Origin of the sequence: Achromobacter sp. E1 (assembly GCF_037039475.1) — a bacterium.
GTDB lineage: Bacteria > Pseudomonadota > Gammaproteobacteria > Burkholderiales > Burkholderiaceae_B > Achromobacter > Achromobacter mucicolens.
This window is the reverse complement of record NZ_CP146253.1, coordinates 3,791,973-3,807,695: the sequence shown is the minus strand read 5'-3', so window position 1 is coordinate 3,807,695 and position 15,723 is coordinate 3,791,973. Positions and strand designations below refer to the sequence as shown.

At 65.3% G+C, this 15,723-nt stretch carries 19 protein-coding genes; 11 read left to right on the top strand and 8 right to left on the bottom strand.

Going from position 1 to position 15,723, the window contains the following annotated elements; translation table 11 throughout:
* The first annotated feature begins 11 nt into the window (after nt 1-11).
* The 3 genes from V6V88_RS17685 to V6V88_RS17675 all read left to right on the top strand — a co-directional run bounded on the left by V6V88_RS17685 (nt 12) and on the right by V6V88_RS17675 (nt 2,033).
* On the top strand, nt 12-248 hold the full coding sequence (locus V6V88_RS17685) for a hypothetical protein (protein ID WP_223576155.1): 237 nt from the start codon (nt 12-14) through the stop codon (nt 246-248).
* 103 nt (nt 249-351) lie between these two features.
* Nucleotides 352-1,275, top strand: coding sequence for an ABC transporter ATP-binding protein (locus V6V88_RS17680; protein ID WP_056324626.1), 924 nt, complete (start codon nt 352-354; stop codon nt 1,273-1,275).
* Nucleotides 1,272-2,033 carry an ABC transporter permease gene (locus V6V88_RS17675; RefSeq protein WP_056323950.1) on the top strand — a complete coding sequence of 254 codons (762 nt, stop codon included), beginning with the start codon at nt 1,272-1,274 and terminating at the stop codon, nt 2,031-2,033. The genes V6V88_RS17680 and V6V88_RS17675 overlap by 4 nt, the downstream gene beginning before the upstream one ends.
* Nucleotides 2,034-2,043: 10 nt before the next feature.
* On the opposite strand, the gene V6V88_RS17670 is transcribed toward V6V88_RS17675, so the two are convergent.
* The 3 genes from V6V88_RS17670 to V6V88_RS17660 all read right to left on the bottom strand — a co-directional run bounded on the left by V6V88_RS17670 (nt 2,044) and on the right by V6V88_RS17660 (nt 4,263).
* The gene (locus tag V6V88_RS17670) at nt 2,044-2,754 is read right to left on the bottom strand and encodes a glutathione S-transferase family protein (protein ID WP_338615837.1); all 711 of its coding nucleotides are present in this window, start codon (nt 2,752-2,754) and stop codon (nt 2,044-2,046) included.
* Between the two features lie 237 nt (nt 2,755-2,991).
* A complete protein-coding gene (locus V6V88_RS17665; RefSeq protein WP_280003484.1) occupies nt 2,992-3,402 on the bottom strand; it encodes a DUF4168 domain-containing protein in 411 nt (136 codons plus the stop codon).
* Nucleotides 3,403-3,618: 216 nt separating this feature from the next.
* Nucleotides 3,619-4,263, bottom strand: a complete 645-nt coding sequence (locus V6V88_RS17660; RefSeq protein WP_152384900.1) for a hemolysin III family protein — start codon at nt 4,261-4,263, stop codon at nt 3,619-3,621.
* Between the two features lie 476 nt (nt 4,264-4,739).
* Between V6V88_RS17660 and V6V88_RS17655 the strand changes: the two genes are divergently transcribed.
* Nucleotides 4,740-5,870: a PHB depolymerase family esterase gene (locus V6V88_RS17655; protein ID WP_338615836.1), complete on the top strand. Its 1,131-nt coding sequence runs from the start codon at nt 4,740-4,742 to the stop codon at nt 5,868-5,870.
* Between the two features lie 143 nt (nt 5,871-6,013).
* Nucleotides 6,014-6,535 carry a DUF1993 domain-containing protein gene (locus tag V6V88_RS17650; RefSeq protein WP_223576151.1) on the top strand — a complete coding sequence of 174 codons (522 nt, stop codon included), beginning with the start codon at nt 6,014-6,016 and terminating at the stop codon, nt 6,533-6,535.
* Between the two features lie 43 nt (nt 6,536-6,578).
* Here the strand turns inward: V6V88_RS17650 and V6V88_RS17645 are convergent, their stop codons facing one another.
* Both V6V88_RS17645 and V6V88_RS17640 read right to left on the bottom strand, forming a co-directional pair.
* Nucleotides 6,579-7,076 carry a VOC family protein gene (locus V6V88_RS17645; RefSeq protein ID WP_056323966.1) on the bottom strand — a complete coding sequence of 166 codons (498 nt, stop codon included), beginning with the start codon at nt 7,074-7,076 and terminating at the stop codon, nt 6,579-6,581.
* A gap of 53 nt (nt 7,077-7,129) precedes the next feature.
* Nucleotides 7,130-7,486, bottom strand: coding sequence for a DUF1428 family protein (locus tag V6V88_RS17640; RefSeq protein ID WP_056323968.1), 357 nt, complete (start codon nt 7,484-7,486; stop codon nt 7,130-7,132).
* A gap of 169 nt (nt 7,487-7,655) precedes the next feature.
* Here V6V88_RS17640 and V6V88_RS17635 point away from each other — a divergent pair, with 169 nt between their 5' ends.
* Nucleotides 7,656-8,630, top strand: a complete 975-nt coding sequence (locus V6V88_RS17635) for a helix-turn-helix domain-containing protein (protein ID WP_056323970.1) — start codon at nt 7,656-7,658, stop codon at nt 8,628-8,630.
* Between the two features lie 11 nt (nt 8,631-8,641).
* On the opposite strand, the gene V6V88_RS17630 is transcribed toward V6V88_RS17635, so the two are convergent.
* On the bottom strand, nt 8,642-9,094 hold the full coding sequence (locus tag V6V88_RS17630) for a GNAT family N-acetyltransferase (protein ID WP_142054498.1): 453 nt from the start codon (nt 9,092-9,094) through the stop codon (nt 8,642-8,644).
* A 271-nt stretch (nt 9,095-9,365) separates the two neighbouring features.
* Here V6V88_RS17630 and V6V88_RS17625 point away from each other — a divergent pair, with 271 nt between their 5' ends.
* Nucleotides 9,366-10,991, top strand: coding sequence for a methyl-accepting chemotaxis protein (locus tag V6V88_RS17625; protein ID WP_338615835.1), 1,626 nt, complete (start codon nt 9,366-9,368; stop codon nt 10,989-10,991).
* 4 nt (nt 10,992-10,995) lie between these two features.
* Here the strand turns inward: V6V88_RS17625 and V6V88_RS17620 are convergent, their stop codons facing one another.
* Nucleotides 10,996-11,481 (bottom strand): hypothetical protein, encoded by a 486-nt coding sequence (locus V6V88_RS17620; RefSeq protein ID WP_338615834.1) that lies wholly within the window; start codon nt 11,479-11,481, stop codon nt 10,996-10,998.
* 109 nt (nt 11,482-11,590) lie between these two features.
* On the opposite strand from V6V88_RS17620, the gene V6V88_RS17615 reads away from it, so the two are divergent.
* Entirely contained in the window at nt 11,591-12,178 is a 588-nt protein-coding gene (locus V6V88_RS17615) for a hypothetical protein (RefSeq protein ID WP_338615833.1), read from the top strand.
* A 16-nt stretch (nt 12,179-12,194) separates the two neighbouring features.
* Nucleotides 12,195-12,872, top strand: coding sequence for an SMI1/KNR4 family protein (locus tag V6V88_RS17610; RefSeq protein WP_338615832.1), 678 nt, complete (start codon nt 12,195-12,197; stop codon nt 12,870-12,872).
* Between the two features lie 26 nt (nt 12,873-12,898).
* On the opposite strand, the gene V6V88_RS17605 is transcribed toward V6V88_RS17610, so the two are convergent.
* Nucleotides 12,899-13,753: an AraC family transcriptional regulator gene (locus V6V88_RS17605; RefSeq protein ID WP_338615831.1), complete on the bottom strand. Its 855-nt coding sequence runs from the start codon at nt 13,751-13,753 to the stop codon at nt 12,899-12,901.
* Nucleotides 13,754-14,017: 264 nt separating this feature from the next.
* On the opposite strand from V6V88_RS17605, the gene V6V88_RS17600 reads away from it, so the two are divergent.
* A complete protein-coding gene (locus V6V88_RS17600; protein WP_338615829.1) occupies nt 14,018-14,896 on the top strand; it encodes a fumarylacetoacetate hydrolase family protein in 879 nt (292 codons plus the stop codon).
* A complete protein-coding gene (locus tag V6V88_RS17595; protein WP_338615828.1) occupies nt 14,893-15,678 on the top strand; it encodes an alpha/beta fold hydrolase in 786 nt (261 codons plus the stop codon). The genes V6V88_RS17600 and V6V88_RS17595 overlap by 4 nt, the downstream gene beginning before the upstream one ends.
* The last annotated feature ends 45 nt before the right edge of the window (nt 15,679-15,723 follow it).

The window sequence follows — 15,723 nt, the reverse complement described above, 5'->3', positions numbered from 1 at the left end:
GGAGTGCACGCATGGGATTGCGATCGCTGATGTGGATCCTGTGGCCATCGTTTTTGGCCGCCGCAGCGGGAAGCGCGCTGATCTTCGCCCTGATCGACCCGCTGGACGTGACCATTTTTGGATACGTTCCCACGGGCCGCATGGGCTTTTACACCGTATCGTTTTTCGTCTTGTGGGTGATGGCCGGCTTTTCCAGCGCGCTGACGGCCTACCTGATGCCAAAGGTGGACGAGGACGAAGACTTCTAAGGCCAGTGTTTCCAAAAATCAAACACACCGTTCCGCCTGGCTGAACAAGCAGGGTCTGCGCGGCGGGTAAAATCCTCCGGCTATGGTCAAGTTGGGGGCTCGCGTGCAGCCAGTCATTTCAGTACAAGGCTTATCCAAGCAATATGCGTCCGGATTCCAGGCGCTCAAGAACGTCAACCTGGACATCCAGCGCGGCGAGATTTTTGCGTTGCTCGGGCCGAACGGCGCGGGCAAGACCACGCTGATCAGCATCATCTGCGGCATCGTGAATCCCACCCAGGGCAAGGTGCTGGCCGACGGTCACGATATCGTGACGGACTTTCGCGCCGCGCGGTCCAAGATCGGATTGGTGCCGCAGGAAATCTCCACTGACGCCTTTGAAAGCGTGTGGAACACCGTCACCTTCAGCCGCGGGCTGTTCGGCAAGCCGGCGGATCCCGCCTATATTGAAAAGGTCCTGCGCGAGCTGTCGCTGTGGGACAAGAAAGACAGCCGCATCATGGCGCTGTCCGGCGGCATGAAGCGGCGAGTCATGATCGCCAAGGCGCTGTCGCACGAACCGGCCATCCTGTTCCTGGACGAGCCCACCGCGGGCGTCGACGTCGAATTGCGGCGCGGCATGTGGGAAATGGTGCGTCGGCTGCGCGAAAGCGGCGTCACCATCATCCTCACCACGCACTACATCGAAGAAGCCCAGGAAATGGCGGACCGCATCGGCGTCATCCGCAAGGGCGAGATCATCCTGGTCGAGGAAAAGAACGCGCTCATGGCCAAGCTGGGCAAGCGCCAGCTTGCGCTGACGTTGAAGGCGCCGCTGCCGGGCATCCCCACGGCGCTGGACGCCTACCAGCTCGAACTGTCCGCCGATGGCTACAAGCTGGTCTATACCTATGACAACGAACGGGGCGGCGACATCTCGCGTCTGCTGCAGGACCTGAGCCGCCTGCAGATCGAATTTGCGGACCTGAATACCTCGGAAAGCTCGCTCGAGGACATCTTTGTCAGCCTGGTGCACGGTCAATCATGAACTTCTACGCCATACGCGCCATCTACCTCTTCGAAATGGCCCGCGCCTGGCGCACGCTGATGCAAAGCGTGCTGTCGCCGGTGATTTCGACCTCGCTTTATTTTGTCGTGTTCGGCTCGGCCATCGGATCGCACATGGTCGAAATCGACGGTGTGAGCTACGGCGCGTTCATCGTGCCCGGCATGATCATGCTGTCGCTGCTGACGCAAAGCGTTGCCAACGCCTCGTTCGGCATCTACATGCCGCGATTCTCCGGCACGATCTACGAGATCCATTCGGCGCCGATTTCCTACGTGGAGATCTTGATGGGCTACGTGGGAGCGGCCGCCAGCAAATCCATCATCCTGGGCCTCATCATGCTGGCCACCGCGCGCCTGTTCGTGACGTTCGATGTGGCGCACCCGTTCTGGATGCTGTCCTTCCTGGTGTTGACCGCGGTGACGTTCAGCCTGTTCGGCTTCATCATCGGCATCTGGGCCGACGGCTTTGAAAAGCTGCAGATCATTCCGCTGATGATCATCACGCCCCTGACGTTCCTGGGCGGCACGTTCTATTCCATCAACATGCTGCCGCCGTTCTGGCAGACCGTCACGCTGTTCAATCCCGTGGTCTACCTGGTCAGCGGTTTCCGCTGGGCGTTCTTCGGGGTGTCGGACGTCAGTATCGAAATCAGCGTGGGCATGACACTGGTCTTCCTGGTGGCGTGCCTGATCGGCGTGCGTTGGATCTTCAAGACGGGTTATCGCCTGAAGACCTGACGCGCTGCCCTCAGGCGGTTTCCACCGTCGCGCCCACGGGCGCGCGGCGGGCCAGGCCGTCGAATGCGTCCAGCAGGCGTTCTCGCCAGGCATGCACCGGATCGTCAGCGGCCAGCAGTTCCAGCGGGCTGGTGCAGCGGGCCCACATGAACATGCCGAAGACCACGTAGTCCGCGTACCCGGCTTGGCTGCCGGCCACGTATGGCTGCTTGCCCAGTGTCTGGCGCAGCGGCAGCAGCGCCGCGCGCAGGTCAGCGATGCGGTGGGCGTAAGCGGCTGGCAAGTCTTCGAGCCGGCCGAACCGCTTTTCTCGCGTTGCGCGAAAGTAATCCTTGTCTTTCTCGTGGATGAGGCCGTGGATCTCGGGCAGCAGCAGGCGCGCAAGCACCGGCACCAGCGTGGTGTCGGCCCAGGCATTGACGAACAGGCTGAGCGAGCGCGCGGCATCTGCGCCAAAGAGCGAGGGACGATCGGGAAACGCGTCTTCGAGGTAGCAAGCGATCTGCCAGGAGTCACTGACGACATGCTCGCCGTGCACCAGTACCGGCACGAGCTTCTGGCCCGAGAAGGCGATTTCCTCTTTTTCGGTGAAGCGCCAGGGAACGGTATTGGCGCTCAAGCCCTTGTGCGCCAACGCCATGTGCGTTTTCCAGCAATGCGGGCTGAATCGTAGTGCGGCGTCGGCGCCGGCCAAGTCGTAGAGGATGAGATCCGGATTCACGTTGCGAAGTTCCTGGCGGGGTCAGAAAGAAGATCCGACGGCCAGCATAACCGCTCATGGTTTCGCGCGGGGCGGATGCCGAATTCCTCGTTGCGGTTCGCGGCCGAGGACCGTCATGCGCAGGGCGCCGCCCAATCCACGCTGGTCGGGCGGCGACTTGCCGTTGCGGCACCTCAAGGACGGCGATCGGGCAGCCGTGGCGCGCTTCGTGGCTACCGCGTCAGCGTGCGCGCGCGATCAACGTTGAGCCGGCGCGCCAGGGGCCATCTTCATCAAACGCTCCTGAAGTTGGGGATCCCGCTGCACGGCTTGGCCGATGCCGTTGAATTCCTCGACCGTCAAACCATCCGCGCGGACAAGCTTGACCATCTTGGCATCGGCTTCCCGAACGACCTGCTGTTTGGCGTCGTCGGTTTTGGCGGCGTCGACCTTGGGACGGTATTCGTCAACGACGCCCGAGATTTTCTGCGAGGCCGAGGCGAACTTCTGCAATTGTTGCTCGGTCGGGTTTTGCACGGCAGGGGCCATGCCGGGCTGCGCTTGCGTTTGTGCGGGCGCTTGCGCGCTCTGTTGAGCCAGGGCAGGTGCACCGGACAGCGCGGTCGTCAGAACCGCGGCGGTTAGGAATGCAAAAGTGGAACGCTGCATGAAAACTCCTTGTTCCGGTTGAAGGTCCGACCATGATGACGAGCGGGACCGTCACGGGACAAGTTTCGCGATGTGTTTTCCTGTGTCGGCAGACCACGGAAAAGGCTTGCGGGCCCGGAGGGCCGCCCCTCGGGGCCGCCCTGAAACGTTTTGCGCGGGTTCGTAGTCGATGCTGGCGGTGATGTGTCCTAAGGTTTGTCCGATATCGTTGCCGTGTCACGCGGCGTACCAGAACACCGCAAAGAAATGGCAGACGGTGCCTGCCAGTACGAACAGATGCCAGATGAAGTGGCTGTAGCGCCAGCGGTTGTCGAAGACGAAAAACACCACGCCGCCGGTATACGCGAGCCCGCCCGCCACGAGCCACCACAGTCCGCCGGCCGGCACCAGTTCAAGCAGCGGTTTGACCGCGATGACGACGATCCAGCCCATTGCCAGGTACAGTCCGGTGGACAGCGCGGGCCGGTTGAGCCGCTTGCTCGCCTTCAGGCCCACGCCCAGCAGCGCCAGGCCCCAGACGAGTCCAAAGAGGGTCCAGCCCCACGGTCCGCGCAGCGCGCCCAGCGCGAACGGCGTGTAGGTGCCGGCGATCAGCAGGTAGATGGCTGAATGGTCCAGTACGTTGAAGATCTGCTTGGCGCGGCAGCGTGGCAGCGCGTGATAGATGGTGGACGCGAGGTACAGCAGGCACATCGACGCCGCGAATACGGCGGCGCCGGCAATGAAGGCCGCATCGCCCTGGCGCACTGCGGCGGCGATCAGGAGCGGTGCGCCAGCCAGCGCACCCGCCGCGCCAAGTCCGTGGCTGATGCTGTTGGCGATTTCTTCGCCCAGGGTCTGGGGTCGGTCGTTGGGAAACATGGGGGACCTGTTTGTGACAAGCTGCCCACCTTAGGCCTTTTGCTTCGGGCGCTCAAGCGCAAGGGTTCAGTTCGGCCGGCCGATACCGGAAAGATTTGATCTGGTGCAAGGTTGACACTCAAGTAGGCGATCCAGGCTAGCGGGGCGAACACGACGAGCGGCACAGGCAAGGCGGTTAGTTACTCTGTGATACATTTGACGCGCGAATTTAACGCGCGAACGAACTGCCCGGCAGAGGCGGCGCGCGTTCTTCACTTTGGGCTTGCACGTGGGCCGCGCGTGGCGCTGCCGTGATCGACACTCTTAAGGGAAGCACCCATGAATCCGGCACTCGGCGTCACGGTTGGAAAGTTCTCATCACGCGACAGGCATCTGTCTTGCGGAGCGGCATAGCCGCGGCGACCGCCGTCCGGCGCTGACGCCCTCGGCTTCTCCGGATGGCGCGGCAAACAGGAACTTCCGAACAGGCCCACTCAATGGCGCGCAGTTTCAGCAGTCTGTTTTTCAAAGCGGCAAAGAAGATCACCCGGCTCCAGCGCGCGGCGATGCGCCTGGCGGCCCCAAAACCCGCCCGCAAGCGCGCGGCTCCAGCCCGCAAGAAGGCTGCCGGCGTCACGACCGGACGGGCGGCCAAAACGGCGCGGCCCGCTGGCGCCGCGGGCGCGGGCAGGGCGGCGGCGGCCGAGACGGCGCCGCTGGGCACCGGGCGCTGGGAAGCCGTGCGCCAGTTCTCTGACAAGACAGGCCGCAGGCTGGCTTTTTCGCGCTACACCCCCGCCACCGCCCCGCCCGCGGGAATGCCGTTGGTCGTGATGCTGCACGGCTGCCGGCAGACCTCGGTCGCCTTCGCGCGCGGCTCGCGCATGAACCAGTGGGCCGATGCCGGCGGCTTCATGGTGTTGTATCCGCAGCAGTCGCTGGCGCGTCAGGTGCAGCGCTGCTGGCGCTGGTTTCAGCCCGACGACGACCATGGCGGCGCCGAGGCCGACCTGATCGCCGCGCTGATCCGATCCGAAGTGGCGCGCCACGGCGTCGATCCCGAACGCATCTATGTGGCGGGCCTGTCGGCGGGCGCGGGCATGGCGGCGCTGGTCGCGCTGCGGCATCCGCGCCTGATCGCCGCCGTGGCCATGCATTCGGGACCGGTCGTGGGCGACGCGCACAACGCGGGCCACGGCCTGGGCACCATGCGGCGCGGCAGCATCAAGCCGCTTGCGCCGCTGCTGGAATCGGTCTCGGATCCCGCCGTCTTCGAACTGGGCATGCCGGCGCTGATCCTGCATGGCCAGCTCGATCCCGCCGTGGCGCCCCGCAACGCCAAGCAGCTCTTCGAACAATTCCGCACGTTAAATACCGCCGATCCGCACGCGTTGCCGGTCGAACGCGTGCTGGGCCTGGGCACCGAAAAGGCCTACCGCCGGGTGGACGTGCTGCGGGGCCGCAAGACCGTGTTGCGCCTGTGTGAAATCACGCGGCTGGAACATGCCTGGAGCGGGGGCGATCCGTCCATCCGTTATCACGCGCGCAGTGGTCCAGATGCCTCGGCGCTGGTGTGGCGGTTCTTTCAGGGGCAGCGGCGCACGGGTGCGATTGCCGGGGCGCAGTGAGCGCGCTGGATCGCTGGGCAATTGCGGCCCGGCGGGATTGTTCAGGCGCAAGGAACGGTGATGTCGCGGCTACCGGCGGCTTGCGGGGCGGGCGCGGCGTAACATCGCGGTTGCACACTCACACCCTTACGGAAATCTCCGCCATGCCTTTGTCCATGTACCAGGCGTCCGTGCCTGTCTTTATTCGCGGCCTGAACGTGCTGGCCGCGCTGCTCGAAAAGGCCGCCGCGCATGCGCAGGCCGCCGGCATCGACCCTGCCGATCTCGTGAACGCGCGGCTCGCGCCCGATATGTATCCGCTGTCGGGTCAGGTGCAGCGCGCAAGCGATGCCTCGAAGTTCGCGGCGCAGCGGTTGTCGCAAGGCGAAGCCCCGAAATTCGCCGACACCGAAAGCACACTTGAGCAATTGCAGCAGCGCGTGGCGGACACGATCGCGTATCTGCACAGCGTCAAGCCCGAGCAGATTGACGGCGCCGAAGGGCGCCGGATCACGTTGAGCTTCGGCGACTTCAAGCCCGAGTTCCAGGGCGATGAATATCTGCTGACCTTCGCGCTGCCCAACTTCTATTTCCACGTGACCACCGCGTACGGCATCCTGCGCCAGGCAGGCGTGCCGATCGGCAAGCTGGACTTCCTGGGGCCATATCCGCAACTGGCCCCTTGATGGCGCGGGACGCGGCCCGTCGCGAGCCGCGTCTGCGTTGCCATCACTGCTTCGATGGATCGCCGCAGCCGTCCATCGGGCCCATCTTCGCCATGTTCTGCAGGATTTCGTCGGGCGTGAGGTCCTGGATGTGCGTGGCGATGGACCAGCGGTGGCCGAACGGGTCCACCACCTGGCCGTAGCGGTCGCCCCAGAACATGTCGGCGGCAGGCATCGTGACCTGCGCGCCTGCTGCCACCGCCTGCTCGATGGCGGCATCCGCGTCGGTCACGTACAGGTGCAGCACGGCAGGGGTGCCCTTGAGCGCCTTCGGTCCCAGGCTGCCCCATTCCGGAAAATCATCCATCAGCATGAGCACCGAATCGCCGATGCGGATGGCCGCATGCATGATCTTGCCGTTGGGCCCGGGAAGGCGCATCAGTTCCTCGGCATTGAAGGCTTTCTTGTAGAAGGCGAGGGCGTCGGACGCGCCTTCGCAGATGATGTGCGGCGTCAGCGTGTGCATGCCGTCGGGAATGGGCTTGGCTGCTTGGGTGGCCATGGTGGGTCTCCAGGGTGGTTGAACGGCGGCGCAAAAGCGCACGGCCGCGTTGACTAGTTGCCGACCAGCGTGGCGAAACCGCCCCAGCACATGCGCTTGACGTCGAACACGCCCTCGCAGCACATGTCCGCCAGGCGCGGGTCGGACATCACCTTGGCGTTGATGCTGTTGCGCGCTTCCTTGCTGGGATACAGGATCCAGGCGAAGACGACGACCTCGCCCTCGCGCGCGCCAGCGGCCGCGCTGAAGGACGCGAAACCTTCCCCGTCGATATCGTCGGCCACGCCTTCTCGGTAATCCAGCGCGCCGTGCTCGCGCCAGATGCCTTCGGCGTGCGTCGCCATCTTCTTGTACGTCTCCAGGTTTGCCTTGGGTACGCACAGCAGGAAACCATCTATGTACTTGTCCATCGATCACTCCTCACGTCCGTGTTGTTCTGGTTTGGCCGGGCGTCCGCAATCCGTCCCGGCCGCCGTCCGGATTTCTGGGTCGGCAGGAGTGACTGTATCGGGATCCGCGCGGGTTTCAGATAGGCGATTGCGACAATCTTGCGGGTGGATTGCGTCAGCTTGCAGGCGTATGCTTGGCAACATGAAAAACGTCGCATTCCTGCTGCCCAAGGGGGCCAATATTGCGTCCCTGGAAACCGCGCGCCACGGGTTCATGGTGGCCAACGAATATCTGCGCGCGCATGGCCGCGAGCCGCGTTTTCATGTGCGCACGCTGGCCCTCACGCGCGAGGTCAGCCTGGACGATGGACGCATCAAGGTACAGGCCGACATGGTGCTGGCCGACGCCACCGATATCGATATCTGCATCGCGCCGCCGCTGCTGGGATCGGTGTCGGACGCGGTGCTGTCCAACCGCGAACTGATCGAATGGCTGTCGCGCCACCACCGCGAGGGCGGCGAGGTAGCCAGCCTGTGCATGGGCGCGGCGCTGCTGGCCGCGGGCGGCGTCCTGGACGGACAGCAGGCGGTCGTGCATTGGGTGGCGCAAAACCTTTACGCCAGCCTCTTTCCCACGGTGCAGTGGACCAGCGATCGCGTCGTCATGGCGGAAAACGGGGTGTATACGAGCGGGGGCGCATTCTCGGCCGCGCACCTCGTGCTGCACCTGATCGAGAAATACACGGATCGCGACACCGCCATCTGGTGCGCCAAGTATTTTCAGCTGGACTGGAGCCGGCAAAGCCAGCTGCCGTTTTCCGTCTTCATGGGACAGAAGTCGCACGCGGACGACATTGTGCGGGCGGTGCAGGAATACATCGAAGGCCGCTACCGCGAAAAGATCACCGTCGAGGAACTGGCCGGCCGGCACGCGCTTGGCCGCCGGACGCTGGAGCGGCGGTTCCGCCAGGCCACGGGCAACAGCATCGTCGAATACGTGCAGCGTGTGAGGGTCGAAGCCGCCAAGCAGCGTCTGGAAACGTCGCGCAAGAGCGTCGCCGAGGTGATGTACGAAGTCGGCTACAACGACACCAAGGCGTTTCGCGACATCTTCAACAAGTACTGCGGCATGTCGCCCGTCGGGTACCGCGAGCGCTATCAATAGCGCCAGAGCGTTCAGCCCTGATACCGGTAGACGCGCGTGTCGCGCATCGCAAAGCCGGCCGACTCGTACAGATGGTGCGCGGACATGCGCCCTGGGCTGGACGTCAGGTCCAAGGTGCGGGCCTTCAGCTCGCGGCTTTTTGCGATGGCCGCACGCGTCAGCGCCATGCCGACCTTCAAGCCGCGCGCCTGTTCGTCCACCACCACGTCCTCGATCCACGCGCGGATGCCGGTGGGCACGCGAAAGTGCACAAGGGTGAGGGTGCCCACGATGCGCTGATCGGGCGCCATCCTGGCGATGAATACGTGATTGCCCGGCGCGTGGATGATCTCGTCCAGATCCGCCTTCGACAGCGGCGCCGCGTTTGCGGACAACTGAGGCAACAGGCGCGCGAAGGCCTGCACCAGCGCGTCATTGGCCGTCGTCGCCAGCGAGACGGTCACGCTGTTTTCCAAGGGTTTCATCGGAAGCTCCCCAAAGCCTGCATGCGCCATATAAAGCGCCTGAATACTGCAGTACGTCAAGTTGATGTCAATAACGTTGCTGCTGCGCAGCATAAGTGCGTTGTCTTTGTTCAATCGCAAATTAATAAACGGATAAATATTTGCGAAATGTGACATCAAACCTAGACTGGGGTTTTCCCCCTGTTCGATGTTCCATGAAATTTCCGTGTGTTAACGCTGCACCTGATTGCATGGCAATGGCTGAAGATCGACACCCCTGCAAGAGACCCTCATGAAGACGCTTCGCATCCATTTCGGCAATCTCTCCATTGGCGCCCGGCTGAGCCTGGGCTTTGGCGCTGTGCTGGCCCTGCTGCTGGCCCTGGCTGGCCTGTCGCACTACGAGTTGACGCGCATAGGCGGCATCAACCGCATGATCACTCAGGAAACCTGGGCGAAAGCCAACGCGATATCGGTGGTCGACGTGACAACGCGCGCCAACGCACGCGCCAATCTGGAACTGATCGTCAACCCGGACCCGGCGGCGACGCAGCGGCTGTTCGAGCTGATCGAAGCCAACCGCAAGCGCATCGATGAGGCCTTGGCCACGATGCGGCCGTTGATGAAGACCGCGGACGCCGCTGCCCGGCTGCGCGCGCTGGAAGAAGCGCGCGGCCGTTACGTAAAGTCATTCCAGTCGGTTGGCGCCGTGCTCAAAGGCGGCGACCGCGAGGGCGCCCGCCAGCGGCTCTTACAGGAGACGCTGCCCATCCTGGACAGCCTGCAGGATCACATCATTGCGCTTTCCCGGCAGCAGGCGGCCGAGATGGACGAAGCGGGAACCGCAAGCCAGGCGGTCATCGACGAGGCCGAGCGCCTGAACGCGGGCCTGTCGGCGCTGGCGCTGGCGGTCGGGGCCCTGCTGGCCTGGCGTGTCAGCCGGTCGATCACGCGTCCGCTCGCCCGGGCGGTCAAGGCTGCCGAGACGGTGGCAAGCGGCGACCTGGGCCAGCGTATCGAAGCCGGGTCCCGGGACGAGACAGGACGCCTGCTTCATGCCCTGCAAGACATGCAGGACAGGCTTGCGGGCGCGGTCCGCGCGATCCGGCAGGGATCGGAGACCATCTCCAGCGCGTCGGGCCAGATCGCCGCTGGCAATACGGACCTGTCCAGCCGCACCGAAGAGCAGGCCGCATCGCTGGAGGAAACCGCGGCCTCCATGGAAGAGCTGGCCTCCACCGTGAAGCAGACCGCCGACAACGCGCGCCAGGCCAACCAGCTTGCGGCCAGCGCATCGGAGATTGCGCTGCGCGGCGGCGCGGCGGTGTCCGCGGTGGTGGGCACCATGCAGGACATCTCGGCCAGTTCGCACAAGATTTCCGACATCGTGTCGGTGATCGATGGCATCGCTTTCCAGACGAACATCCTGGCGCTGAACGCGGCGGTCGAAGCGGCCCGCGCGGGCGAACAGGGCAAGGGTTTTGCCGTCGTGGCGGGCGAGGTGCGCTCGCTGGCCCAGCGCAGCGCGCAGGCGGCGCGCGAGGTCAAGGCCTTGATCGAGGATTCCGTAGGCAAGGTCGGCGCGGGCGCCCGGCAGGCCGAAGGCGCGGGCGCAACCATGCAGGAGATTGTCACGGCGGTGCAGCATGTGACGGACATCATGGGCGAGATCGCCGCCGCCTCGCACGAACAGGCCAGCGGTATCGATCAGGTGAACCGGGCCGTGGCGCAGATGGACGAAGTCACGCAACAGAATGCGGCGCTGGTCGAGGAAGCTGCGGCCGCCGCGGGTTCGATGCAGGATCAGGCGCGCGAGCTGGTGCGGGCGGTAGGTGTGTTCCGGCTGGCCGAAGACGGCGCGCGGCGCGGCCAGGATCCGGCGCCGGCGCAAGCGCGCGGGGCGCTGATGCTGGCGTAGCCCGCTACTTGCCGCAGGCGGCCTGCAATGCCTTCATTTGCGGGCTGCCTGGCGCAAAGCGCACGAACTGCACCTGGCTTTCGTCCAAGGTCTCGTCCTTGATGGCGGCCACCAGGTTGTCGCGCAGGTAGTAGGTGGTGGACGGCAGGAAACCGACTTGCGCCCGCCGGCAATCGAACAGCACGTCCGTGACCGCCCGGTCATAGCTTGCGCGTTGCTTGTCCCCGCCCGGGATCGTCTGGGCGGCGGTGTAGCGCATTTCCATCTTACCCTTGGCGGTCCCCGAGGCCTGCCGCGTTTCCGGCAGGCCACCGATCCGAATGGACACGTTCGGGTGATCTGGCCGCGGCGGCACCTCGAACCATTGCTGCGCATGGGCGGGGGAACCGGCAAAAAGCGCGGCCAGGACGGCCATGGGCGTCAGGATCCGCAAACGAAGAAAGCCCGTCGTGGGGGCGGGGCGTGCGGAAACAGCAAACGGTGGGCGCATGGTCTGTCCGTGGGCGCAATAAGGCGGGCGTTCAAATGTAGCAAAATGCGGTCTTGGCGCCGCACGATTTATCTCCAAGCCGCGGGCGCTTGCCAGGACACGCACTCACATGAATTCCTTCGAACACATCCGGGCGCAGTTCGCCCGGTTTGGCGAACTGCGCCCGCAGCCGCGCGAACAGTGGCAAGGCAGCCTCGCGCTGCCGCAGGGGGTGGCCGACTTCTACGAACAGGTGGGCCCGTGGGGCGCCACCCGTCACCAGAACGTGGGACCGGTCGGCATCACGCTGTCCGAAACCAATATCAGCTTTGCACCCTTGCATAAGCTGTGGGACCGGCAGGCCGGCTATCGCTGGGATGCCGTGAGCGGAAAACGGGTCGACGATTGGCGGGACAACTGGCTGATGATCGCCGACCAGAACGCGGACCCCTTCATCCTGGATACGGGTACCGGCCAGATCCTCCATGCCCGGCACGGCGCGGGCGCCTGGGATGCCGGGATGGTGGCCCCCGACCTGCCGACGTTCGCCGCCGCCGCTGCCGCGGTGGGCCTTGTCTGCCTGGAGGCCGACGAAGACCTGCGCAACGATGACTGGGAAATCAAGCCCGAGCACCGGGTGCGTGCCTTGCAGGCGCTGACGGCCGTCCTTGGGGACGCGGACGAGGCCGAGGGCTTTCTGGATGTGCTCGAGTTTTAACGGGAGGAATCAACGAATGGCGGCACTTGCCGAACTGGCCGAAGACTGCGGCATTGCGCTGCCTGCAATGCTGCGCCAACTGATCGACGCCGGACACACCAGCTATGGCGACATCGCGGCATGGCGCGCGGATTGGAAGGGCAACACGCTCGCCGCCCGGCCCGTGCTGTCCTGCATGGACGACCTGGAATGGATCGACGCGGGGCAGGCGCGCGAAACCGCCGAGGAATGGCTCAATCCCGCGTATCAGCATGGCAGGCGATTTCTCCCGTTCGCAGAGTCTGGCGCGGGCGATGCCTATTGCCTGACGCCCACCGCCGACGGCGGTTTGGGCGTGTCGCTGGTGTGGCATGACAGCGACGATGCCCGCGTGGCGTGGGCGTCGTTCGAGGCATTCGTCTTCGATGCACTGGTGCGCAGCGCGTCGGACATCGGGCATCTGGTCGAAGACGGGTTCACACCGGCCGAGGCCGTGGCCTGCGTCAGGGCGAACGTCGGCATCCTGAAGGCATATCTGCCTCAGGCCATGCAGGCGGAATTGGAGCGGCTGATGGCCGGGGCGCCGCCGGCTCCGACGGACGGGTCCACGGCGTGGATCGATGCAGCGTCCGCGAACGCGGCATTGACGCTGTTGCCGCCCATGGCGGACAAGCCATTCGAAGTGGTGCCGCGCTGGGAGTGCGGCGAGTCGTAGCGCCATCACCTGCGCGACTTTCTCCTTCAGGGAACTCCAATCAATAGATGCGGCGCGGAACCCGTCGCCGCTCGCCGAAAGCGCGACGGCGAAACCCCCATGTGATCGCGAAAGAAGCGCGAAAAATTGCCGGGCGTGGAAAAGCCCAGGTCCATCGCCACCGAGGTCAGCGGTTGTTCCTGCTGGACCAGCCTGCGCACGGCTTCTTCCACACGCACCGCGCTCCAGAAGACCTGCGGCGTGGTGTTGAGCTGGTCCCGGAATAACGCGAAGAAATGGCCGCGCGATAGTCCCACCTTGCTGGCGATGTCTTCCACCGCAACCGGTTCGTGCACGTTGTCTCGCATGTACAGGATCGCGGTGCGAAGCCGCCGGTCCAGCGTCTGCGGTCGGGGCGCGGGGCCGGACGGGCGGCCCGCCTGGGAAGACGATTCGATTGCCGCATGCAGTAGCGCCTCGACTTCCGCGTCGATGTCGGCGCGCGGGTGGTCCTGCGGCGCGACGATCTTGTCGAGCAGGCTCCAACAGGTCTGGCGCACCGCCGGATCGAGGGGCACGCCTGGCGCGGTGAAATGGAATGGCCTGCCGGTGGCGGCGCGGCGCTCGTCCAGCCAGGGCTTGGCAATGTACAGGACAAGGAAGACGGCCGGGCCAGAACGGTCGAGCAGGCGGGCATCATGGGACTCATAGGTGTTCGTGCCCAGCGCAAGCTGTTCGCTGTAGCGAACCAGTTTCGAGCCGACGTGCGCTTCGGCCCGGGCGCCCCCCAGCCAAAGGGCCAGCTGCATTTCTGCGTGCGCATGCGCGATCAGGTCCCCGCGCAGCTCCAGCACGACCGCGCGGCCGAATGCGCCCTCGTGCAAGGCGTAAGTTTCCTGCATGCGTTGTCTCCCAATTTCTGATCGGGCGATGAGCGCGCTGACTCTCGCCGGTGCCCCTGTCCACCGAGGCCATTTGCGGGAATTTTATGGGCGCGATTTCAGGCATTGCCGGGCTCTAGGTGTATACACCTAGCACGCGATCTGACTCTGCGATAAGTTCCCGCACCGATCGATAAGCGCAGCCCCGTCCGCGCTCCTAAAGTCGTGACTGATGGCGACGCATCCACCCGCTCGCCGACTTTCAGAACCACGAAGGAGACCGCGGTGCGCATTGCAAGTTTCTTGATGAATGGAGAGCCCGGCGTCGGGCTGGTGTCGGAGGACGGCGTGACGGTCGCGCCGCTGGCGCTGGACGACGCGGGCAGGCAGCTCGGCGCGCAGGCCGTGATTGATCACCTCGCGGCGGGCCGTCCGCTGCCCGCCACGCTGACGCCGCTGCGCCTGTCGGACGTCGTCTTGCGGGCGCCGCTGCCCCGGCCGCGGCGCAACCTGTGGTGCGTCGGGCGCAACTATCACGCACACGCCAAGGAGTTGTCCGCGTCCGTCTTCAAGGACAACGACGCCAACCCGGCGGACTGGCCCATCGTCTTCACCAAAGTTCCGGAATGCGTGGTGGGACCGCGGGCGCAAGTCCTGCTGCCGGTTGGCGTGTCCGCGCAGATCGACTACGAGGCCGAGCTGGGCGTGGTGATCGGCAAGACGGGCAAGAACATCGCGCGCGGCGAGGCCCTGGATCATGTCTTTGGCTACACCGTCATCAACGACGTCACCGCCCGGGACGTGCAGATGCGGCATCAGCAGTGGGACATGGGCAAGTCGTTCGACACCTTCTGTCCGATGGGGCCGTGGATCGTCACGGCCGATGCGTTCGATGGCGCAAGGACACGTGTGCGCTGCTGGGTGAACGGGGAGTTGCGGCAGGACGGGCCCACCGAGAACATGATCTTCGACATCCCGGCGTTGATCGAGACGATCTCGCGCGGCATCACGCTTTATCCGGGGGACGTGATCGCCACCGGGACGCCGGCAGGGGTCGGCATGGGCATGACGCCGCCCCGGTATCTGGCCGCGGGCGACGTGGTGCGGGTGGAGGTCGAGGGGTTGGGAAGCATCGAGAACGAATTCGTGGGAGCGCCGGCATGACGACACAAAACATCAAGGGCCTGTCGGTGGAAATCGACGGCGACGGCCCCGCGCTGCTGTGCATCCACGGGCTGGGCGGCTCGTCCAATACGTGGACGCCGCTGATGGCCGCCCTGACGGGCTTTCGTGTCATCCGCCCGGACCTGCCGGGCAGCGCCCGATCGCCACTGCCGGACGACACCCTGTCGGTCGCGGGCTACGTCGACGCGCTGGCGCGCATGCTTGAAGAGCTGGATTGCGGCCCCGTGCATGTGGCGGCGCATTCGCTGGGGACCATCGTCGCGCAGCATCTTGCGCTTAAAGCCCCCGCACAGGTCCGCTCGCTGGCGCTGTTCGGCCCGCTTGCCGAGCCCCCCGAAGCGGGCCGGCCGGGCATCCGGGCGCGGGCGGCGCTGGCCCGCCAGGGCGCACCGGCCCTGCAGGAAATTGCCGACGCCATCGTCAAGGGCGCCACCAGCAGCCGCACCAAGGCGGAACAGCCCGCGGTGCTGGCGCTGGTCAGGGAGAGCGTGATGCGGCAGCCGCCCGAAGGGTATGCCCAAAGCTGCGAAGCGCTGGCCGACGCGCGCGCCGCGGATCTGGAACGGCTGGGCGTGCCGGTGCTGCTGGTGACGGGCGACGAGGACGGCGTCGCGCCGCCCGCGCACGTAAAAGCAATGGCCGCGCGCATCCCGGGCAGCCGCTGCACCGTCGTGCAAGGCTGCGGCCATTGGACGACGTTCGAGCAGCCCGGCGCCTGCATCGCCGCGTTCCAGGCGTTTCATGCGGATCTGCCGGGCTAACACCCGCCTGCCGGGCAGAACTGCGGCCCCCAACCCGCATCAATA